Raw genomic sequence first — 21,835 nt, 5'->3', positions numbered from 1 at the left:
GCAGCCACCCGGTCGCTGGCGTCCTCGAGGATCATCGCCCCGGCCGAGTCGACGACGTAGACGCACTGGCAGCCGGCGTCGGCCATGATGCGGGCCTGCGCAGCGAGCACGTCGGGGCCGACGGTGTGCGCCATCATCAGGAAGCCGACCGTCTCGAGCCCGAGCTCGCGCGCCATCTGGAAGTGCTGCTCGGAGATGTCGGCCTCGGTGCAGTGGGTCGCGATCCGGATGATCGAGACCCCGAGGTCGTGGGCGGCCTTGATGTCGTCCTTGACGCCGAGACCGGGCAGCATCAGCGCTGCGATCTTCGCCCGGCGGGCCTCGTCCACGGCGGCCTGCATGAGGACCCGCTCGTCGACGGCCGAGAACCCGTAGTTGAACGACGAGCCGCCGAGGCCGTCGCCGTGCGTGACCTCGATCACCGGCATCCCGGCGCCGTCGAGCGCGGCGACGATCGATCTCACGTCGGACTCGGTGAACTGGTGCCGCTTGGCGTGCGAACCGTCGCGCAGGCTGGTGTCGGTGACGCGGACGTCGAGGGTGTCGGAGAAGGGCATCAGACGGTCTCCTTGACGGTGAGGGATCGGGCGATCTCGTTGCCGACCTTGGTGGCGGCGGCGGTCATGATGTCGAGGTTGCCGGCGTACGGCGGGAGGAAGTCGCCTGCCCCCTCGACCTCGACGAACACGGCGACCCGGCCGCGGCCGGTGTCGCCGAACGGCACGTCGAACTGTGGGTCGGCGACCAGCCGGTAGCCGGGCACGTAGGTGGCCACGTCGGCGGCGACCTCACGGATCGACGCGTCGATCGCCGAGGTGTCGGCGTCGAGCGGGATCGAGCAGTAGATCGTGTCGCGCATCATCAGCGGCGGCTCGGCCGGATTGAGGATGATGATCGCCTTGCCCCTGGTGGCCCCGCCGATCACCTCGACGGCCTTGGACGTGGTGCGGGTGAACTCGTCGATGTTCTGCCGTGTGCCCGGGCCGGCCGACGCCGACGACACGGTGGCGACGATCTCGGCGTAGTCGACCGGGACGATCCGCGAGACGGCGTACACCATCGGGATCGTCGCCTGCCCGCCGCACGTGACCATGTTGACGTTCAACTCGTCGATGTGTTCGGTGAGATTGGCCGGCGGCACGACGTACGGGCCACGGGCGGCCGGCGTCAGGTCCACGGCGCGGATACCGGCCTCCTGGTAGCGCTTGGCGTTGCGGACGTGGACGTACGCCGACGTCGCCTCGAAGACGATGTCGGGGAGCTCGGGCCGTGCGAGGAGCCAGTCGACGCCCTCGGCGGATGCCTCGAGGCCCTCGGCCTCGGCCCGCTTGAGCCCCTCGGACGCCGGATCGACGCCGATCATCCAGCGCGGCTCGATGTCGGACGACCGGAGCAGCTTGTACATGAGGTCGGTCCCGATGTTGCCGGGGCCGACGATCGCGGCGGTTGCCATGTGGAGTTCCTTCCAGGGACGGGAGCTATTCGGTGACGGTGAAGCCAACGCGGCCGAGTGACTCGACCGTGACCCGGTACGACGAGCCGGCGACGAGCGGGACGGCGGCCGTGGCGCCGCCGGCGAGCACGATCCACCCGGGTTCGAGCTGCAAGCCGGCCTCCGCGACCATGCGGGCGGCCTCGACGAGCGAGCGCACCGGGTCGCCGAGGATCGCGGCGCTGGAGCCCACCTCCTGGTTGCGGCCGTCGACCGAGAGCGCGATGCCGAGGTTGTCGATGGGGGTCGAGGGGTCACACCACGCGCCGACGACGATTCCGGACGACGAGGAGTTGTCGGCGATCACGTCGGGAAGCGCGAACTTGAAGTCCTCGTAGCGCGAGTCGATCACCTCGGCCGCGGCAGCGACGGCGCCGACCGCGTCCATGGCCTGCATCGCCGTGACCCTGCCGCCCAGCGGACGCTCGATCAGGAACGCGATCTCGGGCTCGACGCGAGGATGGACGTAGCCGCCCAGCGAGAGTGGTGCGCCGTCGGCGAGGAGCATCCCGTCGGTGAGGCGGCCCCAGATCACCTCGTCGACACCGACCTGGGCCATCTTCGCTCGCGACGTGAGCCCCATCTTGACGCCGACGACGCGTTCGCCCCGAGCCACTCGCCGCGAGATCGAGAGCGCCTGCACGGCGTACGCGTCGGGCACGTCGAGCTCGTGGTCGTTCGTGAACTGTGCGATCGCCGTGCCGGTGCGGGCACCTTCATCGGCGATCTCGGCCATCCGGGCCAGCGGGAGGCGGGTCACGACGATGCTCCTTCGAACGAGACGGTCACCGAGCCGAGGCCCGAGATCCGGGCTTCGAAGGCGTCACCGGGCTCGACGGCGACCATCGGCCCGAGCGCGCCCGACAGGATCGTGTCGCCGACGCCGAGTGGGCGGCCGGCGGCCGCCATCGTGCGGGCGAGCCACGCAGCGGCGCTGATCGGGCTGCCGAGGCACGCGCTGCCGGCACCGACCGAGACCGGCTCGCCGCTGCGCTCCATGACCATGCCGCACAGGATCGGGTCGAACTCCTCGAGGCTGACCGGCCGCGAACCGAGCACGTACAGCCCGGACGAGCCGTTGTCGGCCACGGTGTCGTAGAACGAGATCTGCCAATCGGCGATGCGAGAGTCGACGATCTCGATCGCGGCGACAGCGAAGTCGATCGCCCGCAGCACGTCGGCGGGGGTGGTGTCGGCGTGAGGCAGGTCGTCGCCCAGCACGAACGCGATCTCGGCCTCGACCTTGGGCTGGATCAGCCGGCCGGCGGCGATCTCGGCGCCGTCGTCGACCGCCATGTCGGCGAACAGCATCCCGTAGTCGGGCTGGTCGACGCCGAGCTGGCGCTGCACGGCGAGCGACGTGAGGCCGATCTTGCGGCCGACGAGGCGGCCACCGGCGTCGAGCCGGTGCGCCGTGTTGAGGTCCTGCACCGCGTACGCCTCGTCGGCCGACGCGATCGAGTCCCGGATCGGTGGGATCGGCGAGCCGGTGTCGTACACGGCGCGCAGCTGCTCCGCGACGGCGGCGAGCTGAGCGTTCGGTTCGTTCATGTCGTGCGTCCCGTCAAAGCTTGATGCAGACGTTGGTGGGCTCGGTGTAGAACTCGGTCGAGTGGGCGCCGCCCTCGCGACCTATGCCCGACGACTTCATGCCCCCGAAGCTGGTGCGCAGGTCGCGGAGGAACCACGAGTTCACCCAGCACAACCCCACCTCGAGCCGGCTCGACACCCGGTGGGCGCGGCTCAGGTTGGTCGTCCAGACCGTGGCGGCGAGGCCGTACTCGGTGTCGTTGGCGAGCTGGATCACCTCGTCCTCGGTGTCGAAGGGCCGGATGTGACAGCAGGGCCCGAAGATCTCCTCCGTGACGACGGCGGCGTCGTCGGCGAGTCCGGTCCAGATCGTCGGCTCGATCCAGGCGCCCTTGGCGTGGGCGTCGCCGACGTCGGGCACGCCGCCGCCGGTCACGACGGTGGCGCCCTCGTCGACCGCTGTCCGGTAGTACCCGAGCACCTTCTGGCGATGCTCCTCGGAGATCAGGGGGCCGAGCTCGGTGTCGGGCTGATCGGGGTCGCCGATCTTCATCGCCTGCGCTCGCTCGGCCAGCCGAGCGACGAACTCGTCGAAGATCGGCCGCTCGACGTAGACCCGCTCGGTGCCGAGGCAGACCTGGCCCGAGTTGGCGAACGCCGACCGGGCGGTGCCGGCCACCGCCTCGTCGAGATCGGCGTCGGCGAAGATGATCCCGGGGTTCTTGCCGCCCATCTCCATCGAGACCGCGCGCACCCCGTCGGATGCGGCCTTCATGATCGCCGAGCCGGTGCGGGTCTCGCCGGTGAACGTGATGCCGTCGACGCCGGGATGGGAGGTCAGGAACTCACCGGTCGAGTTCGGACCGAAGCCGTGCACGACGTTGTACACGCCGGCCGGCACGCCGACGTCGTTCATCACCTCTCCCAGCAGGGTGGCCGTGGCCGGGGTCTCCTCGGAGGGCTTCACCACGACGGTGTTGCCCCACGCCAGCGCGGGCCCGACCTTCCAGGTCATCAGCAGCAGGGGGAGGTTCCACGGGCAGACGACGGCGATCACGCCGCGCGGCTTGTGCAGCTGGAGGTTGGCGGCGCCGAGCCCATCGGGGGTCGCCAGGTGGAAGTGCTCGCCCGGCACGTTCTTGACCAGGTCGGCGAAGACCCGGAAGTTGGCCGCGCCACGCGGGATGTCGATGTGGCTGGCGATCGAGACCGGCTTGCCGGTGTCGAGCATCTCGGCGGCCAGGAAGTCGTCGAAGCGACGGTCGATCTCGTCGGCGACCGACACGAGCAGGGCGGACCGCTCGGGCATCGAGAGCTCGCCCCAGGCTCCGGCGCGGGCGGCGCGAGCAGCCCGAACGGCCTCGTCGACGTCGTCGGCCGACGCCTCGTGGACCATCCCGATCAGCGATCCGTCGACGGGTGAGCGGTTCTCGAACGTCGTGCCGGTCGAGCTGGGTCGGAAGTCGCCGTTGATGAAGTTGAGGAACTCTGCGGACGTCGCGGTGGACGCCGGTGCGGTGAGCGTTGAGGTGGATGACATCGGAAGCTCCTTGGTTCGGGAACCCCGGCGAGGCGCGCTGGGGCGCGCTCGACCAGGGTGGGGCCGCCGGGCCGGCGTCACCGGCCGGGCGAACCATCGGGGGTGGGATCAGGTGTAGACGCTGAGGAACGCCTCGTTGAGCTCGCGCTCGTAGTAGAAGATCCCCTTGCCGATCTGGTCGGCCGTCCACGAGCGGGTCGGGTTGTCCGGGTAGTACGTGTAGCCGCCGGCGAACACCTCGTTGCGGTTGCCGCTCGGGTCGAAGAAGTAGATCGTGCGACCGCGAGTGATGCCGTGGCGCGTCGGGCCGACGTCGATCGGGATGTCGTAGAAGGCCATGACGTCGCCGGCGTGGGTGACGTGGTTCTGCTCCTCGAGGAAGAACGCCACGTGGTGGAAGCTGTTCGGGTCGGGGATCGGGACGAAGGCGATGTCGTGGGCCTTGTTCGAGCAGGTCAGCCACACGGCGATGCCTCCCGGTGTCTCGGCCGTCTCGGCGACCGAGAACCCGAGCACCGAGCAGAAGAAGTCGGTGACCTGGTCGATGTCGGGTCCGTAGAGGAGGGCGTGGTCGAAGCGGTTGACGCCCATGCCGCGCGGCTCTTCGGGCCAGACGTCGGGGTTGACGATCGTCGGCGTCTTCTCGGCCTGCTCGACCTCGGCGTAGAGCTGGATCGTGTGGCCGCTCTGGATCTCGAACGACTTGCGGAGGCCGACACCGGGCTGCTCGCCGGCGGGTACGTCGGACACCTCGAAGCCGTAGGCGGCCACGTCGGCCGCCAGTTGATCGAGGGTCTCGGTGTCGGCGACCTTGAACGCGAACAGGTCCATGCCCGCCTCGTCGGCCTCGCGCAGCACGACGCTGTGATGGTCGAACTCGTCCCACCCCTTGAGGTAGACGCGGCCGTCGTCGCCCGTCATGACCTCCTGCAGGCCGAGCCGGTCGCGGTAGTGGACGATCGCGTCGTCCATGTCGAGGACGCGGAGTTGGATGATGCCGGGGCGAAGGACTCCGGTGAGAGCCATGATGGGTACTCCTTGCTTGCGGTTGATCTGGGTAGCGGTTGTCGGGCTGGTGGTTGTCGGTCGTGTGAAGCTGGATGGACAGGTCAGGTGGCGTCGGTCGGGGCGAGCTCGACGACGAGGTCCGTGGAGGGAATGACGCGACAGGCGAGCGCGACGCCGGCGGCCTCGTCGGCCTCGGTGACGTGCTTGCGGCTCATCCGTTTCGTCGTGTAGTCGCCCTCGACGACGCGGATCCGGCACACGCCGCACCCGCCTCCCCGACAGCCGACCGGGATGTCGTGTACCTGCCGCTTGATCATCTCGTGGAGCACGCGCTCGCCCTCGCGAACCTCGAACCAGACGCCGGTGACGTCGTCGCCGACACCGGTCGGGCGCAACCAACACCGATGGGCGCCGTCGACGCGGTCGACCGGGACGTCGGCGTCGATGACTCCGTCGGCGGGCATCACAGCCTCTTGAACAGTGGGCTCTTGGCCGACTCGCCGTCGGCCTCGGTCACGAAGCGCTCGGTGAAGATGTCGCGCTCGAACAGGCGCCCCTTCATGAGCGAGCGGATGCACGCCTCGATCATCACGGGCGGACCGCACAGGTAGGCCGACAGCCCCTTGAACGAACCGTCGAAGCGTCGCTCGGCGACCTCGTGGACGAAGCCGGTCTCGCCGTCCCACTCCGCGCCGTCGGGCTGGCTGAGCGCCGGGACGTAGGTGAAGTTCGGATGCTCGGCCTCGAGTGAGCGGAACAGGTCGTCGAAGTAGACGTCGGCGGCGGTTCGCACCCCGTGGATCAGCGTGATCGGCTGCTCGCAGCCGGTGCCGAGCAGGTCCTCGATCATCGACTTCGGGCTCGAGAGCCCGGAGCCGCCGGCGAGGAACAGCATCGGCTTGTCGTGCGAGCGGCGCACGAAGAACCGGCCGTACGGCCCCGAGAACCGGAGCTCGTCGCCGACCTGGAGCTCGTGATGCAGCTTCGGCGTCGCCTCGCCGTCGGGGACGAGGCGAACCTGGAGCTCGACCTCGTGGGCGTTGGCGGGGTCGTTGGCGAACGAGAACGCACGCGGGCGCTCGACGCCGGGCACGTGCAGGTTGAGGTACTGCCCGGCCTGGAACTCGACCGGCTCGTCGACCGAGAGCCAGATGCCGACGATGTCGCCGGTGAGGTGATCGAGCCGGCTGACCGTGCCCGTGAAGTCGCGGACCGGGCGGACGACGGCGTCGGGTTCTTCGTCGATGTCGGCCTCGATCACGACATCGCAGCCGGCGGTCGCAGAGCACGCCAGCGTCCACCCCTCGTCGCGCTCGAAGTCCATCAGTGCGAACGGCGACGCCGCGCCGTGGTCGACCTCACCGTCGAGCACCTCGACCTTGCAGGTGCCGCACAGCCCGTGACCGCAGGCGTGGGGGAGCCACACGCCCGCCCGCAGGCAGGCGTCGAGCAGGGTCTGACCGTCGGCGACCTCGACGGTCTCCTCGATGGGCTCGACGGTGAGTTCGATGGACACGACGAGCTCCTCGTCAGGCGCCCGACTCGCCGAGGCCCTCGAGGCCCGGCGTCCAGAAGCGGATCAACGACTTGTGGCCGACGCCGTTGTCGGCCAGCGAGGCGTCGAGGTCGGGCACGAAGTCCTCGCCGTCGAGGTTCCAGCGGACGGTCGACCAGTCGATGCGCTCGAAGTCGGGGTGCGGTCCGTAGAACTGGGGGATCAGCTCGCCGACGAGCGCCGCGAACGGCATCTCGGGCGGCAGTGGGAAGGCCAGCGCGGCGCAGAACATCAAGTGCTGCTCCCAGTGGATGTACACCAACTGGTTGGGCCCGAAGTTCTCGCGGGCGTCGAGGTTCTCGCCGGTGTAGCCCGGCTGCAGTGCGGTGACAGGCATGACGTCTCTCCTTCGGTCTCGGGGCTCAGGCCTGGGCGGCGCCGACCCGGCGGCTCGCCATCCACTCGTTCCACAGCGCTTCTTCGGGCGACCCCTCGTACGCCATGTTGTCGGCGTCGAGGTTGAGGTGGTACCAGTTCAGGACGTCGGGGATCTCGGCACCGCCGCAGTTGCCCTGGAAGATCTGGTGCACCGGTAGCCAGGCCTGGATGTACTTCTCGGGCTCGTGGTCGAAGATGTACTGGCAGCCGTCGCTGCAGAAGTGGTACCGGTCGCCCTTGTACTCGCTCGACCGGAAGCAGATCGTGGTCGGATCGTCGGGCTCGGTGAAGCCCATCGGGATCTGGCAGGTCTGGCAGAGCTGCGGCAGCGCCATGTTGTAGTAGCGGTTGCCGTCGGCGGCCATCTGCTGCCACAGATCGAGGCGCGGCCGGTAGTACTTGTCGAACGTGTCGGGGTACGACTCGGACAGCCACGCCTTGTGTTCGTCGTCGATGTCCCACGTGTGGAACCCGGCGGCGTGCGTGTACTGGTAGAAGATCGCCCACACCTCGTGGCTGATGCGGTCCTTCTCCTTGGTGGCGACGTCGGCGTGCATCGGCGGGCGGATGCCGTAGCGGCCGAGGTCGTCGAACAGGGCGCCGCCCTGCTCCTCGAAGTACATCTCCCAGGCGTCCTTCCAGGACATGACCTTCTTCGGGAGCATGTAGTCCATCATCATCCCGACCAGGCTGAGCAGCCGGTGGCCGCGCCAGAACCACTTGTCGATCCAGTGCTGGACGATCGGGACGTTCTCCTCGTCCTGCTCGAGCAGGAACTTGATGACCTCGAGACCGAGCGTCATGTGGCGTGACTCGTCGGACTGGGCGCTGAACCCGAACGTGACCGTGGCGAGGTCGCCGTTGTACGCGGCGCCCGACATGAACGGCACGAACAGCAGGTTGGTCAGCACGTACTCGAAGCTGAACGAGATCGCCGTGAAGAACTCGAACGGGCCGGCCGAGACGGCGTCGTCGAAGAACGACTTCGGCACCGAGAGGTACCACACCCGGTCGTGCATGTGGGTGAAGTCGTGGAGCCCGTCGAAGAACTTGTTGTAGTGGCTGATCGCGTGGATCTGGGTCTGGGCGTGGCGCAGCTCGTCGATCGACTGCATCTGGGCCGAGACCTGTGCGCCGGTGCCGCGGATGTTGCGACCGAGGTGGGCGAAGTGGCGGTGGGCCTGGTACTCGAGCGGGCTGACGCCGGTGAGGAACAGCTTCAGCGCGCCGAGGTAGCGGGCGTCGCTGAGACCGAGCTGGCCGTTGTTCTGGGCGTAGGAGTCGATGACCGCGTAGAGCTTGCGCTCCTTCTCGGCCTGGAACTTCCAGTACGCGTCCTGGGTGAGCCGGAACGGGTCGACCCAGTCGTCCCAGTTGTGGATCTTGATGCCCTCGAACTTGTCGTAGGGGTACACGTCGTCCATGTCCTGGTACGTGGTGTCCCACGCCAGGCCGCGGGTCATGTACTCGTACTTCTTCTTGAGCGGGATGCGCTTTGCCATGTCGGTGTTCCTGTCCTCAGTTCCAGGCGAGCTCGAACGTGTCGTCGTCTTCGTCGATGTTCCCCGAGAGCGAGATCACGCTCAGGTGCAGCTCCTGCGGGTCCCAGTCGCGCCCGACGCGGTCGCTGACCGACCGGGCGTTGATCGTGAGCCGGCCGGGGCAGTCGACCTTGACCATCGCCGGGAAGTGGCTGACGACGGCGTCGGGGTTGTCGGCCGTGATCGCCTCGACGATCGGCCGTGCGTCCTCGGTGTTCTGCAGCGTGATCGACACGCTGTTGACCGAGGCGTTCTGGTTGTCGGTGACCATGAGCGGTTCCTCTCAGACGGTGAGGCCGAGGCTCGCGGCCCGGGCATCGAGTGCTTCGCGGATCGTGCCGACGGCGTCGGCCGTGCCGAGCACCGTCGTGGCGAGTGGGGAGGCCGCCTCGACGGCCCGGTCACGCCAGGTGTGGTACCAGCCGCTGATCAGCTCGGCGTTGGCGTCGGACTCCTCGGCGGCGACCTTGACGAGCGCGTCGACCCAGCGGGCGTTGTCCTTCATCCAGTCGACCATGAACTCGCACATCATCGACACCGCAGTGCCGCCTCGTTCGAGCCCGGCGTCGTCGAACACGCCGTAGACGAGCGGGTGGATGATGCCGTCGGCTGCGAGGTACTGGGCGACGAACGTCTCGAACCAATCGTCGACGACGAGCGTGTCCTCGACCATGCGGCGGACGCCCTGCCAGTCGTCGGCCTCGAGCCATGCGGTGCGCCCTCGCTCGAGCCCGACGTCGGTGTTGCCCTCGAGCACCAGCCCGATGCGCGTGATCAGCTGGGCCATGCCGAGCCGGTCGCACGCCGCGAACATCGCTGCGCTGGTGACCCGGGTGCCGTACCCGTAGTCGGTGACGCGCAGTGAGTTGAGGTCGGCGGCCCACTCGTAGTGCCGCAGCGGCACGAGGTAGTGGCGGACGATGTCGAGCCACTCGGCGTCGACGCGGGCGACCAGGTCGCGGTCCTCGACGAACTCGAACGCACGGTCGGCGGCGGCGTTCATCGCTGCGCGGCTGATGTTGTAGGTGGCGTAGTAGAACTGCCGCGGATCGGCGAAGTCGTACCAGTCGTTCATCACGACGGCGGTGCGCCGGGTGTCGAAGATCTCGTACTCGGGCGCCCACAGCGGCCGGTAGTGGAAGTTCGTCGTTGCCTGCACGTCGAGGGTGGCCTCGTCGTACCGCGAGGCCGGTCGATCCTCGCCGTACCGACGTGCCACGTGGCTGAAGGTCGATCGCCTCGGGGTGAAGCTCTCGGCCTTGATCTCGATGTTCATCTGGTACCTCCGGGCCGGATGTCGTGTGGGGACTCGGCGAGTTGCCGGAGGGCGAGCGCTGCTTCGCCCTCGGCGGGCAGCATCTCGGCCTCGTGCTCGTCGCAGAAGGTGCGGAACTCGCGATACGGCATCACGAGCTCGACCACCAGCTCGTCGCCGATGGAGAAGTCGAACTCGACGAACCGGGAGCGTCGGATGCCGGTGACCCGCACCGTCGCATCGCCCCAGTCGCCCATCGGTCGTCCCTCCCTCGAAGACGTCGCCACCGTGTCGTGGCGACCGTGTCGTAGTGACGGGGGTCACCCTAAGACCCCGATCTCGGAGAGTCAAGCAAAATCTCTGAGATTCGTGAAAATCTCCGAATGTCTTCCATTCGTCGGAGAATGTGGTACTGTCTCGGACAACTACGCGGATCCTCCGACGTCCTGCCGGGCGTCGACGCCCCCCCGAGAACGAAGCAGGAAGGACGCCATGAGCACCCTCGACATCGACAGCGCAGCACCCGGCGACGGGTCGGTGACACCGCTGACCCGGGTCGAGGAGACGGTCAACGCGATTCGCGAGGACATCGTCTCAGGTGTGCTCACGCCCGGCACGAAGCTCGCCGTCGAACACCTGCGGAAGCGCTACGGGGTCGGATCGTCGACGATCCGCGAGTCGCTGTCGCTGCTCTTGCCCGATGGGCTGGTGACGGCTCGAGGTCAGCGTGGGTTCGCCGTCGCGCCGATCTCGCTCGACGACCTGCAGGACATCAGCAGCACCCGCATCCTGCTCGAGACCCATGCGCTGCGCGAGTCGATCGCCACCGGTGACGACGACTGGGAGGCCGGCATCGTGGCCACGTTCCACCGGCTCGCCAAGGCGCAGGAGGCGGTCGACAACCGGTTGGACGGCGCGGCGGCCGAGTGGGAGATCCGCAACCAGCAGTTCCATGACGCGACGACGGCCGCCTGCGGGTCGAGGTGGGTGCTGCACATGCTCGACATGCTCTTCCACCACACCCAGCGCTACCGGCGGATGGCGCTGACCGATCGCAGCGTGCCGCGCGACGTACATGCCGAGCACACGGCCCTCATGGAGGCCACCCTCGCACGCGACGCTGACACGGCGTGTGACGTGGCTGCGATGCACATCCAGCGCACGACCGACGTGCTGTCGCTGCTCCACGGGGCCGGTGAAGCCCGGACCGGGTAGCTGCCGATGACTGCGATCACCATGCGCCCGCGGTTGTCGCTCGAAGGTGCCCGGTCCCTGCTCGACGCCGCGCGCCGGCACGCCGAGTCGCTCGGCGTCGCCGTCGTCATCCACGTGAGCGACCCGGCAGGCGACCCGTTGACGATGGAGCGAATGGACGGCAGCCCGACGTTCTCACTCACGGTCGCCGCCAAGAAGGCGTGGACCGCGGCCGCTGCCGGTGCACCTACCACCGAGCTGGCTACGGACTTCAACGCCGACCCGGCGCTGCTGCACGGCGTCGCCGGCAACGTCGAGGGGTTGATCACCGTCGGCGGCGGCGTACCGGTGCTGGTCGGTGGCGAGGTGGCCGGCGCGATCGGGGTGTCGGGCGCGACCGAAGCGCAGGATCACGAGATCGCGGCGGCCGCTGTCGCCGCCCTCGACGTCTGACGGGCGCCGCATGGCGATCGATGCGTCGCGTCTCGCCGGCGAGCTCGCCGAGGCCGAGCGCACGGCGACGCCCGCCGAGCTGATCACGGCGCGGTTCCCAGATGTGGATTGGGCGGATGCGCGGGCGGTCGCACGGGAGCGAGACGCGCAACGCCTCGCCGCCGGTGACACCCGCATCGGCTACAAGCTGGGCTGGACCTCGGCGGCGATGCGCGAGGCGCTCGGCATCGAGCGTCCGAACTGGGGCACGCTGTGGCGGAGCCAGGTCTGCGACGGCCGCCTCGAGCTCGATGCACTCATCCATCCGAAGCTCGAACCCGAGCTCGTCCACCGGTGCGCGGTGGACGTCGGCGGCGACGCGACCGCGTCCGCCGTGGCCCGGTCGGGTGGCACGTGGGCGCTGGGCATCGAGGTCGTCGATCCGCGCTGGCCCAGCTACGACTTCGACCTGCTGGACAACACCGCCGACAACTCCTCCTGTGCTCGCATCGTGATCGGCGACTTCGCCGTGGTCGCCGACCCGTCCGCCGTCCGCATCGAGCTCTCCGACGGCGCGACGGTTCGGACCGGCGACGGTTCCAACGCACTCGGTGACCCGTGTGAGGCGGTGGCGTGGCTGGCCCGGTCGCTCGCCGCCGAGGGTGGAGCTCTCCGAGCGGGCGACATCGTGTTCACCGGCGGCCTCACCGCCCCGTACGACGTCGTCGCCGGCACGACGTACTCGGTGCGCTCGCCGGCGCTCGCCGGGATCGCACTCATCACCTGAAGGCCTCGGGTCGTTTCCGAGCCGTGCACCGCTCGGCGGCACGGTCGCTGCCCGCGACTCAGGGCTGCCGTTCCGAACCACCTCGGAAGTGGGATCGCAGCCTCGTACCGAGGAAGCTCCGGGCGCGTTCGTGAGCCTCGGAGGAGGCGTTGACGACCGAGACGTGAAGCTTCGCCGGCCGCGCGGTCGGGGGGCGGCCCGTCGCGGCTGCCCGAGTGGGGCACATGCGACGCCACTCGTGCTGCGCTCGATCCGTCGGATGACACGCGATCGGACGGTGTGTATCGTCAGAAGTGGCGAGGCCGGTGGGCGTCGGGAACCACACGTTCATCGACCCTCATTGGTGCAGGCGAGCGACATCGACGACGCTCGTCCGAGTGAACGGAGTTGAGTGGTGACCAATCCGTACTTCTTCGTCAGTCACAAGCATGCGGATCGGGACATCGCCCTCGTCTTGGCGAACTTCGTGCGCGATGTCGGTCATGCAAACGTTGATATACATCTGTCATCAGCACGCGAATTCGAGGGGCCCCGCGTCGGCCGGGATCTCAACGAGAGCCTGCGGGACGGACTCGCCAAGACCCAGGTGCTGTTCCTCGTGTTCACCGACGAGACGCAGGACTGGTCGTACTGCATGTGGGAGTGCGGCGTGGCCACCGACCCGAACGATGCGACGCGGACGAACGTCGTCGTGATCCAGTGCGGCAATCAGGCCCCCGTGGTCTACGGCACCTTGCTCCGAATCGACGCGACGTCGTTGGAGTCGATCGAGACGCTCGTCGTGCAGCTCTGCACGAGCCCGGAGTTCATCCCGCATCACGGCCAACCACTGACCGGCTACGGCGTGCGAGAACCGCGGCTCAAGGAGCTCGCCCAGACGCTGTACGACAGCCTGCAAGAACCGATCGCCCGCCATCGCCGTGAGCTCGCCGAACAGGTCACCAGTCCGTTCGTGCGGATCGAACTGCCGGGCGAACGGGTCAAGGCGATCCGGGAAGCGGGCCCGACCGAGCGGGAGGACCTCGCCGCGAGGTGCCTGCTCGACGACGCTCGCATCGACACGAGCCTGCGCGCCGACGGCCTGTTCAACATCGCGATCGGACCGACGACGACGATCGCGCGACTCGCGGGGATCGACGACGGGCGATCGCCCGCCGCGACCTTGCCGCCGTGGCTGCAGTCGGTCGTTCGCCAGGTGGTGGCGGCGATCCGGCAGGAGCTGATGCCGGTCGCATGGGCCCCGTACGAGGCCGACGGCGGTCGGCTCCACCTCCCACACGTCGCCACCTACAGCATCCCCGGCGACGACGCGACGTGTCACTTCAACGTGTTGTTCATGCGCGTCCGGAGCCCGGCCATTCTCGCCGGCGACCGCATGCTCACCATGGAGAACGTGAGCTCGCTGCGGCTCTCGGACGCAGGTGCCGGCGACCGGCTGCTGACCGACGTGCTCGCCGGCGACAAGTCGCGGATCCCGATCATCGACGGCGAGGGCAAGCCCCGCATGATCGCTCACCGCTCGATGATCATGGAGTTCATCGCCGCGAAGTCGTTCACCGGGGCCGACACCGCAGCGCTGACGCTCGCCGACCTGCTGGCCGACGACGAAATGGCCGCGATGTTCAGCTCGACGTTCGGCACCGTCGGCCCCGAGGCGACCCTCGAGGAGGCCCGGCAGGCGATGGCGCAGGTCCCCGGCTGCCAGGACGTGTTCGTCACCGCGAACGGCACCCGCGATGCCGAGGTGCTGGGCTGGCTGACCAACACGATGTTCGTCCAGGCCTAGCGGTCTGATCGTCGGAGGTCTCGATGGGCCAGCTGGTCTGCAACGGAGCGTCGCTGTCGTGCTCATTCGGCACGGCGCCGGGGACCCTGATGGTGCTCCCCACCGCGCAGACGAACTCGAGCAGCCAGCCGTCGGCCACGATCATGGATCACGTGCCGATGCTGAACATCATGCCGTTCGCGATGTGCACGTCGATGTCGAACCCCACCGTCGCCGCGGCGACGGCCGCCGCGCTCGGCGTGCTCACCCCGATGCCGTGCATCCCGGCAACGTCGGCGCCGTGGTCGCCGGGCTCGTCGACGGTCACGATCGCCGGCAACCCTGCGCTCAACGACAGCTCGCAGTGCATGTGCAACTGGGGCGGCACCATCACGGTGTCGTCGCCCGGCCAGACGACGACCGAGGTGCCGTAGACGGCCGGCCGATGACCGGCGGATGGCCGCGCGAACGATCGCGGACGCCACTGCATCCCAGGGTCGGACCCGTCGCACATCCGACCGATAAATCCCTTTCGGCGACGCGTCCGCGCGGCGTATTGTCGCAGTTGAGGAGGGTGTGCGACGACCACGCCCTTGCTTCCAACCCAGGGTGATCGGCATCTGCACGGCAGCCGTGCATGACGGGCATCCCAGGAAGGGAATCGGGTGGTTGCTCGACTGGCACGGACGAGGGCGGGCCGATGATCCACTTGGCCGTCGCGCACGTCGTCTCCGAGCTCAACGAGTACCTCAACCTGCGCGCGCCGGGACCAACCCCCGACCGCGTCGTCGCCGACCGGTTGATGACCCCCGACGGGAAGCCGAACGAGAAGGTCGGAGACAAGGTCGTCGCCATGCTGGTCAACGTCGAGCAGGACCGCGTGTTCCGACCGGTCGATCCGTTCGAACGCGCGGCCGACGGCACGTCGCAGTTCGTGCGACCCGAGATCAACGTGAACCTGTACGTGCTGTTCGCGGCCAACTCGACGGAGTACGCCGAGGCGCTGAAGTCGATCGCACACGTGGTCGCGTTCTTCCAGCACCGTGCGGTCTTCTCGATCGCCGACCCGGCGTGGGACCCCGTGGAGGAGGCGAAGGTGACCTTCGAGCTCTTCACGCTGAGCTTCGAACAGCAGAACGACCTCTGGGGGGCGATCGGCGCCAAGCTCATGCCGTGCGTGATGTACAAGGCCGGGCTCCTGCGGATCCGCGACACCCGGGTGGAAGCCGAGCCGGCGCTCGTGTCGGAGATCCGGATCAACGAGTGAGCCATGCGGACGACGTACGCGCCCCTGTTCTCGATCGACATCGAGCACGCGTACTACCGCGCCGGCCACCCGGGCGCGGACCTCGAGATCAGACCGACCGCCGACACGGCGCAGCTGATGCGCAACCACGCCTTCGTGTTCCGGCCGTCCGATCGGGGGTGTTCGGTCTACGCCGAGATCGACTCGGCTGTCTCCGCCGCCCCCGAGCTCGTGCGTCCGGCCGGCGCTGGCGGTCTCCGATTCGTCTTCACGATCGATGCCGCGGCGCCGTATCTCGCGAGCATCACCGACCTGCCGCGGGCCCGGCCGGGCCGGCAGCTGTGGTGCTTCGACAACCTGCGCCGGGACGTCGCCGGCGCCGACCTCTTCCTCGGCGACGCCGTTGCCGGCGCTCGGCGGGGACCGCCGGTCTGGATCGAGGCCGCGCCCGAGCTCGTGCACCGGGTCGACCCACCGGTGACGGGTGCACAGGTCACGTGCCGAGACCGCTTCGGCGCTGACGTGCTCGACGTCGCGGTGCAGTCTCCGGACCCCGCAACGGCTCAGAGCGAGTACTCGATCGAGGGGTGGGACCGGCTGCCGCCAGGTCGGTACACGATCAGCGACGACGCAGGGGGGTCGCGAGCGGTCGTCAAGGCCCCCGAGCTGCGCGGGAGAAGCCCGCTGGGCTTGATCGAGATCTTCGACAGGACCGACGGCTTCGCATCGGACGGCGTCGACCGCGTGCCACCTGCCTATCGATTCCTGAACGGCGACGCCGTCACCGCGAGGACCTACACGCTGCGCCTCGTCCCGCGACCGACGACGTGGCGCTACGTCGTCGTCAGCAAGAACCGCCCGCTCGAGCTCGACCTCACGGGCCTGGCGATCGACGGGGGGCCATCGTTTACCAGACAGGTCGACGGCACGCGAGCGGTCTTCACGGCCCAAGCCCGGCGAGCGCTGAGCGAGAGGCCCGCCGCACTGACCCTCACCGGGCTCAACGGGTCATCCATGGTCCTGCCGTCACCGGGTGCGTCCACGCCGCTCGAAGCAGGAACCGGTCCCGACGACCTGATCTCGACCCTCTACGTCTACGTCTGACCAACTCTGAAGGGATAGCGAACCATGCCCACCTACAAGACACCCGGTGTTTTCGTCGAGGAGATCTCGGTCTTCCCGCCGTCGGTGGCGGAGGTGGAGACCGCCGTCCCCGCGTTCGTCGGGTACACCGAGAAACACGACCGGAAAGGGGTGTCGCTCCTCCTCGAACCGACGCGGATCAAGTCGCTCGTCGAGTACCGCGAGCTCTTCGGCGGCGGCGCTCGGCCGGACGCCGACAAGCTGAAGGTCACGCTGAACGCCGACCTCGAGCCGCAGACGGTCGAGTTCGAGCCCACCCATCTCCTCTACTACGCGCTGCAGCTGTTCTACGCCAACGGCGGTGGACCCTGCTACATCGTCTCGGTCGGCACGCACGACGACGACATCGACAACACCGAGCTCACCGCCGGGATCAACGCGGTTGCGAAGTACGACGAACCCACGATGATCCTCTTCCCGGACGGGATCAAGCTCGACAACGCCGACCAGTTCGCCGGCCTCCAGACCACGACGCTGTCGCAGTGCCAGACGCTGATGGACCGCATCGGTGTGTTCGACATCCGAGAGGTCGGGGCGACGTTCGACGCCGATGTCTCGGAGTTCCGTACCAAGGTCGGCAACAACGCGCTCAAGTACGGAGCGGCGTACGCGCCGCACCTCGAGACGATCATCCCCGTCAACTATCGCTTCGACGACATCCAGCTCGTCGACAGCGCGGCGGAGGAGAAGTCGCTGACCGAGCTCTCCACAGCCGCCGGGATCGACACGACGACGGCAGGTGCGGCGGCCCTGGACGGAAGCCAGGGACAGGAGGCGTACGAGCTCGCGATCGAGGATCTGAAGGCCACCAACTCGATCTACGCCGCAGTCGCGGCGGCGATCGCGGCCGCGCGGATGACGCTGCCGCCGAGCCCGGCGGTCGCCGGCGTCATGGCCAAGGTCGACCGGACCCGCGGCGTCTGGAAGTCCCCGGCGAACGTCAGCCTCAACCTGGTCGCCAAGCCGACCGTCCGCATCGACGACGCCATCCAGGACGGCCTCAACGTCGACGCCAACGCAGGCAAGTCGGTCAACGCGATCAGGACCTTCGCCGGCAAGGGCATCTACGTCTGGGGCGCCAGGACCCTGGCGGGCAACGACAACGAGTGGCGCTACGTGTCGGTCCGACGCTTCTACAACATGGTCGAGGAATCGGTGAAGAAGTCGACGGGCTGGGCGGTGTTCGAGCCCAACGCGGCGCCGCTGTGGGTCAAGGTCAAGGCCATGATCGAGAACTACCTCAGCCAGAAGTGGCGCGAGGGTGCGCTCGCCGGCGCCGTCGCCGACGACGCCTTCTTCGTCAAGGTGGGTCTGGGCGAGACCATGTCGGCCCAGGACATCCTCGAAGGCCGACTCATCGTCGAGATCGGCATGGCGGCCGTCCGCCCGGCCGAGTTCATCATCCTGAGGTTCTCCCACAAGATGCAGGAGTCGTGAGGGCTCCAAGTCGCAGCCGAGCCAACTTCGGTGGCTCACGGACGAGAGGTAACTGAACATGACGTATCCACTCCCGGCGTTCCACTTCCAGGTCGACTGGCAAGGGACGCAGCTGGCCTTCTCCGAGGTCACCGGACTCAACTACGAGGCGCAGGTCATCGAGTACCGAGACGGCACCGAACCGGAGGCGACCGTCCAGAAGATGCCCGGGCTCAAGAAGTTCGGCAACATCACGCTCAAGCGTGGGGTGTTCTCGGGGGACAACGAGTTCTACGAGTGGCTGAACACGATCAAGCTCAACAAGATCGAGCGTCGCGACGTGATCATCAGCCTCCTCGACGAGGAGCACGCACCGGTGATGACGTGGAAGGTCAAGAACGCCTGGCCGACGAAGATCACTGCACCCGACCTCAAGGCAAGTGGCAACGAGTCGGCCATCGAGACGCTCGAGTTGGCGCACGAGGGCCTGACCATCGAGAACGCCTGATCGGCCCTCGTGATGACCGACCTCGCGGTTGCGTTCCACTACGAGGTGCGCGTCGGCGGTCAGTCCGACGACGTCGACGCGCGTTTCCAGGAGGTGTCGGGGCTCTCGGCCGAGGTGGGCGTCGAGGAGTTCCGCGAAGGCGGCCTCAACGAGTACGTCCATCGGCTGCCGACCGGCGCCAAGTACGGCAACCTCGTGCTGAAGCGGGGGATCGTCGCCAGCTCGGGCCTGTCCGATTGGTGTCGCAAGGCCATCGAGGAGTTCGTCTTCGACCCGCGCGACGTCGAGGTGTCGCTGCTCGACGAGGCGCACGAGCCGATCCTCACCTGGACATTCACGGGCGCGTACCCGCTCAAGTGGTCGGTCTCGACGTTCAACGCTCAGCAGAACGCGCTGGCGATCGAGTCACTCGAGTTGGCGTACCGCAAGTTCCGAAAGGTGTAACCATGCCGATCGAGATCAGAGAGCTGGTGATCCGGGCGAGGGTCGGATCCGACGACGCCCCGGCGAAGGAGGCGGCGCCGACCGAGGACTCGCGCAACGAGATCGTCGCCGAGTGCGTCGAGCAGGTGCTCGACGTCTTGCGCCGGCAGCAGGAGCGTTGACGTGGCGATCACGGAGAAGGGCACGCTCGAGAAGCTGCGGATCGAGGCGTTCAAGGTCGCCGACTACTCGGGCAGCCCCGTCGAGACGTTCGAGGTGATGTTCAACCCGAACACCTACGCGCAGAAGTACGACGTGGAGTACCACGCACGTCAGGGCGCGGGCGACACCGGCAGCCCGCAGGTGTTCGGCAAGGTGAAGCCGCAGGAGTACACGTTCGAGTTCCTCTTCGACGGGACAGGTGCGGTGGCGCCGAAGGTCGACGTGCCGAAGACGATCGACCGCTTCCTCACGGTGACCGGCAAGCACGACGGTGAGATCCACCGCCCGATGTACCTCAGGCTCGTGTGGGGTGCCCTCGTGTCGCGGTGCGTGCTCAAGTCGGCCCAGATGACCTACACGCTGTTCGAACCCAGCGGTCGCCCGCTCCGGGCGAAGGTGAGTGCGACGTTCGCGGAGAACGTCGAGGACACCCTGCGCGTCAAGCAGGAGCGCAAGAGCTCGCCCGACCTCACGCACACCAGGGTGGTCAAGGAGGGCGATCACCTCACGCTGATGTGCGCCACGATCTACGGCGACCCGTCGTACTACCTGCAGGTCGCTGCGATCAACGGGCTCGACGACTTCCGCCGCCTCGAGGTCGGGCAGACGATCCGGTTCCCACCCATCCGTCAGGCCGAGTCATGAGCGACGATCAACTCGTCCCGACCGCGGCACCGGCGGACCGGCCGTCGTTCACGATCAGCGCAGGCGGTACCGAGATCAAGGGTGAGTACCAGGTGCGGTCGATCGTCGTCGAACGGGCGTTCAACCGTGTGGCGGCGGCTGAGATCGTCGTGTTCGACGGCGACGTGGCGGCCCGCGAGTTCCCGGCCAGCGACGCCGACGACTTCGTGCCCGGGACCGAGATCGAGATCGCAGCCGGCTACCACGGCGAGGAGGACGTGATCTTCAAGGGGATCGTCGTCCGTCACGGGCTCCGTGCCCCCGCCGGGCGACCCTCGACCCTGTGCATCGAGTGCCGCGACGCGGCCGTGAAGCTGACCGTCGGCCGCAAGACCGGCTACTTCTACGACGAGACCGACGCCGACATCATCGAGGCGATCTGCTCGGACGCCGGCCTGACACCCGATGTCGCGACGACGCAGGTGACACACCCCTCGATGGTGCAGTACTACGCCACCGACTGGGACTTCATCCTCACGAGGGCCGAGGCGAACGGGATGCTCGTTGCGACGAAGGACGGGACGCTCGAGGTCAAGGCGCCGGACGCGTCGGGTGAGGCCGCGCTCGTCGTCGGCTACGGCGGCAACGTGCTCGAGTTCGAGGCCGCGGCCGACGCCCGGGATCAACTGGCGGCTGTCCAGTCCTCGGCCTGGAACCCCGCCGACCAGGAGCTCGCCGAGGTCGAGGGCGCGGACCCCGGCGCGGTCACGCCCGGCAACCTCGATGCCGGTGACCTCGCCGACGTGGTCGGGCTCGACGCGTTCGAGCTGAAGCACGGCGGGATCCTGGCCGACGACGAGCTGCAGGGTTGGGCCGACGCGCAGCTCCTGCGAAGCGGCTTCGCCAAGGTCCGGGGCCGGGTCCGCGTGCAGGGGTTCGGCGCGATCGAACCCGGCGACACGATCGAGCTGAAGGACGTGGGGGACCGTTTCACGGGAACAGCCCTGGTCGCTGGTGTCCGCCACGAGATCAGCAGCCGCAACTGGGAGACCGACGTCCAGTTCGGCTTGTCGCCCGATGCGTTCGGCAGCGTCACCCGCGACGTGGTCGACAGCGAGGCCAACGGTCTGCTGCCGGGAGTGCAGGGCGTCCACGTCGCACTGGTCACCGCCCTCGAAGGCGATCCGGACGGCGAGCATCGCATCCAGGTCCGGATCCCGATGATCGACGTGACGGGCGAAGGCGTGTGGGCGCGGGTGGCGACGCTGGACGCCGGCGAGAACCGCGGGAGCTTCTTCCTCCCCGAGATCGGCGACGAGGTGATCGTCGGGTTCCTGGGCGGCGACCCGCGTGATCCCGTCGTGCTCGGGATGATGAACAGCAGCGCCAAGCCGGCGCCGATCGAGGCGAGCGACGACAACCACGAGAAGGGCCTGGTCACGAGGGGCGAGCTGAAGGTGCTCTTCGACGACGACAAGCTCGTCGTCACGATCGAGACGCCGAACGGCAACACGATCGTGCTGAGCGATGACGACGGCGCGATCACCGTCGAGGACGAGTCCGGCAACAAGCTCACGATGGAGAGCGACGGCGTCACGGTCACGAGCGCGGGCGACCTCACGCTGCAGGCCGACGGGGACGTCACGATCGAGGGCAGCAACGTGACGATCGCCGCCCAGTCGCAGCTCGCTGCCGACGGGAGTTCGGGCGCCGAGTTCACGTCCGGCGGCTCGACCGTCGTCAAGGGCTCGGTCGTGCAGCTCAACTGAAGGGAAC

General features: G+C 68.2%; 25 protein-coding genes and 1 pseudogene. 13 read left to right on the top strand and 13 right to left on the bottom strand.

What is annotated here, in order from left to right:
* From QNJ12_RS06815 to QNJ12_RS06755, 13 genes and pseudogenes are all read right to left on the bottom strand, one after another.
* Positions 1–557 (bottom strand): annotated as a pseudogene (locus QNJ12_RS06815) (4-hydroxy-2-oxovalerate aldolase); the annotation flags it as partial.
* A complete protein-coding gene (locus tag QNJ12_RS06810; RefSeq protein WP_300620658.1) occupies positions 557–1,453 on the bottom strand; it encodes an acetaldehyde dehydrogenase (acetylating) in 897 nt (298 codons plus the stop codon). The gene QNJ12_RS06810 and the pseudogene QNJ12_RS06815, both read right to left, overlap by 1 nt.
* A gap of 25 nt (positions 1,454–1,478) precedes the next feature.
* Entirely contained in the window at positions 1,479–2,228 is a 750-nt protein-coding gene (locus QNJ12_RS06805; protein WP_367281760.1) for a 2-keto-4-pentenoate hydratase, read from the bottom strand.
* Between the two features lie 20 nt (positions 2,229–2,248).
* Entirely contained in the window at positions 2,249–3,043 is a 795-nt protein-coding gene (locus QNJ12_RS06800) for a fumarylacetoacetate hydrolase family protein (protein WP_300620652.1), read from the bottom strand.
* Between the two features lie 13 nt (positions 3,044–3,056).
* Positions 3,057–4,562 (bottom strand): 2-hydroxymuconic semialdehyde dehydrogenase, encoded by a 1,506-nt coding sequence (locus tag QNJ12_RS06795; protein ID WP_300620649.1) that lies wholly within the window; start codon positions 4,560–4,562, stop codon positions 3,057–3,059.
* 108 nt (positions 4,563–4,670) lie between these two features.
* A complete protein-coding gene (locus QNJ12_RS06790) occupies positions 4,671–5,588 on the bottom strand; it encodes a catechol 2,3-dioxygenase (RefSeq protein WP_300620646.1) in 918 nt (305 codons plus the stop codon).
* An 83-nt stretch (positions 5,589–5,671) separates the two neighbouring features.
* Positions 5,672–6,034, bottom strand: a complete 363-nt coding sequence (locus QNJ12_RS06785) for a 2Fe-2S iron-sulfur cluster-binding protein (protein WP_300620643.1) — start codon at positions 6,032–6,034, stop codon at positions 5,672–5,674.
* The gene (locus QNJ12_RS06780) at positions 6,034–7,086 is read right to left on the bottom strand and encodes an NADH:ubiquinone reductase (Na(+)-transporting) subunit F (RefSeq protein ID WP_300620640.1); all 1,053 of its coding nucleotides are present in this window, start codon (positions 7,084–7,086) and stop codon (positions 6,034–6,036) included. The genes QNJ12_RS06785 and QNJ12_RS06780 overlap by 1 nt, the downstream gene beginning before the upstream one ends.
* Before the next feature lie 13 nt (positions 7,087–7,099).
* Positions 7,100–7,462 (bottom strand): phenol hydroxylase subunit P4, encoded by a 363-nt coding sequence (locus QNJ12_RS06775; RefSeq protein ID WP_300620637.1) that lies wholly within the window; start codon positions 7,460–7,462, stop codon positions 7,100–7,102.
* Between the two features lie 25 nt (positions 7,463–7,487).
* Positions 7,488–9,005 carry an aromatic/alkene/methane monooxygenase hydroxylase/oxygenase subunit alpha gene (locus QNJ12_RS06770; RefSeq protein ID WP_300620635.1) on the bottom strand — a complete coding sequence of 506 codons (1,518 nt, stop codon included), beginning with the start codon at positions 9,003–9,005 and terminating at the stop codon, positions 7,488–7,490.
* 16 nt (positions 9,006–9,021) lie between these two features.
* Positions 9,022–9,315: an MmoB/DmpM family protein gene (locus QNJ12_RS06765; protein ID WP_300620632.1), complete on the bottom strand. Its 294-nt coding sequence runs from the start codon at positions 9,313–9,315 to the stop codon at positions 9,022–9,024.
* 12 nt (positions 9,316–9,327) lie between these two features.
* The gene (locus QNJ12_RS06760) at positions 9,328–10,320 is read right to left on the bottom strand and encodes a hypothetical protein (RefSeq protein WP_300620629.1); all 993 of its coding nucleotides are present in this window, start codon (positions 10,318–10,320) and stop codon (positions 9,328–9,330) included.
* The gene (locus QNJ12_RS06755; RefSeq protein WP_300620626.1) at positions 10,317–10,556 is read right to left on the bottom strand and encodes a phenol hydroxylase subunit; all 240 of its coding nucleotides are present in this window, start codon (positions 10,554–10,556) and stop codon (positions 10,317–10,319) included. The genes QNJ12_RS06760 and QNJ12_RS06755 overlap by 4 nt, the downstream gene beginning before the upstream one ends.
* A 235-nt stretch (positions 10,557–10,791) precedes the next feature.
* Here QNJ12_RS06755 and QNJ12_RS06750 point away from each other — a divergent pair, with 235 nt between their 5' ends.
* The 13 genes from QNJ12_RS06750 (at position 10,792) to vgrG (ending at position 21,828) form a co-directional block, all read left to right on the top strand.
* Complete coding sequence (locus QNJ12_RS06750) at positions 10,792–11,514, top strand: GntR family transcriptional regulator (RefSeq protein ID WP_300620623.1); 723 nt, start codon at positions 10,792–10,794, stop codon at positions 11,512–11,514.
* Positions 11,515–11,520: 6 nt separating this feature from the next.
* A complete protein-coding gene (locus QNJ12_RS06745; protein WP_300620621.1) occupies positions 11,521–11,946 on the top strand; it encodes a heme-binding protein in 426 nt (141 codons plus the stop codon).
* A 10-nt stretch (positions 11,947–11,956) separates the two neighbouring features.
* Complete coding sequence (locus tag QNJ12_RS06740; RefSeq protein ID WP_300620618.1) at positions 11,957–12,712, top strand: hypothetical protein; 756 nt, start codon at positions 11,957–11,959, stop codon at positions 12,710–12,712.
* A gap of 394 nt (positions 12,713–13,106) precedes the next feature.
* Positions 13,107–14,498, top strand: a complete 1,392-nt coding sequence (locus QNJ12_RS06735; RefSeq protein ID WP_300620615.1) for a toll/interleukin-1 receptor domain-containing protein — start codon at positions 13,107–13,109, stop codon at positions 14,496–14,498.
* A 23-nt stretch (positions 14,499–14,521) separates the two neighbouring features.
* Positions 14,522–14,911: a DUF4280 domain-containing protein gene (locus QNJ12_RS06730; protein WP_300620612.1), complete on the top strand. Its 390-nt coding sequence runs from the start codon at positions 14,522–14,524 to the stop codon at positions 14,909–14,911.
* 266 nt (positions 14,912–15,177) lie between these two features.
* A complete protein-coding gene (locus QNJ12_RS06725; RefSeq protein ID WP_300620608.1) occupies positions 15,178–15,744 on the top strand; it encodes a DUF4255 domain-containing protein in 567 nt (188 codons plus the stop codon).
* Positions 15,745–15,747: 3 nt separating this feature from the next.
* A complete protein-coding gene (locus tag QNJ12_RS06720; RefSeq protein ID WP_300620605.1) occupies positions 15,748–16,827 on the top strand; it encodes a hypothetical protein in 1,080 nt (359 codons plus the stop codon).
* Positions 16,828–16,851: 24 nt separating this feature from the next.
* A complete protein-coding gene (locus tag QNJ12_RS06715) occupies positions 16,852–18,303 on the top strand; it encodes a phage tail sheath C-terminal domain-containing protein (RefSeq protein ID WP_300620603.1) in 1,452 nt (483 codons plus the stop codon).
* A gap of 58 nt (positions 18,304–18,361) precedes the next feature.
* Positions 18,362–18,790 carry a phage tail protein gene (locus tag QNJ12_RS06710; RefSeq protein WP_300620601.1) on the top strand — a complete coding sequence of 143 codons (429 nt, stop codon included), beginning with the start codon at positions 18,362–18,364 and terminating at the stop codon, positions 18,788–18,790.
* A 12-nt stretch (positions 18,791–18,802) separates the two neighbouring features.
* Positions 18,803–19,234, top strand: coding sequence for a phage tail protein (locus tag QNJ12_RS06705; protein WP_300620599.1), 432 nt, complete (start codon positions 18,803–18,805; stop codon positions 19,232–19,234).
* A gap of 2 nt (positions 19,235–19,236) precedes the next feature.
* Positions 19,237–19,395, top strand: coding sequence for a DUF5908 family protein (locus QNJ12_RS06700; protein WP_300620596.1), 159 nt, complete (start codon positions 19,237–19,239; stop codon positions 19,393–19,395).
* A gap of 1 nt (position 19,396) precedes the next feature.
* A complete protein-coding gene (locus QNJ12_RS06695) occupies positions 19,397–20,080 on the top strand; it encodes a hypothetical protein (RefSeq protein ID WP_300620593.1) in 684 nt (227 codons plus the stop codon).
* Positions 20,077–21,828, top strand: a complete 1,752-nt coding sequence (gene vgrG / locus QNJ12_RS06690) for a type VI secretion system tip protein VgrG (RefSeq protein ID WP_300620591.1) — start codon at positions 20,077–20,079, stop codon at positions 21,826–21,828. Before QNJ12_RS06695 ends, vgrG begins: the two co-directional genes overlap by 4 nt.
* Positions 21,829–21,835 lie beyond the last annotated feature (7 nt).

Origin of the sequence: Ilumatobacter sp., assembly GCF_030065885.1 — a bacterium.
GTDB lineage: Bacteria > Actinomycetota > Acidimicrobiia > Acidimicrobiales > Ilumatobacteraceae > Ilumatobacter.
The sequence above is the reverse complement of the archived record's forward strand: the minus strand, read 5'-3'. Positions and strand labels throughout refer to the sequence as shown.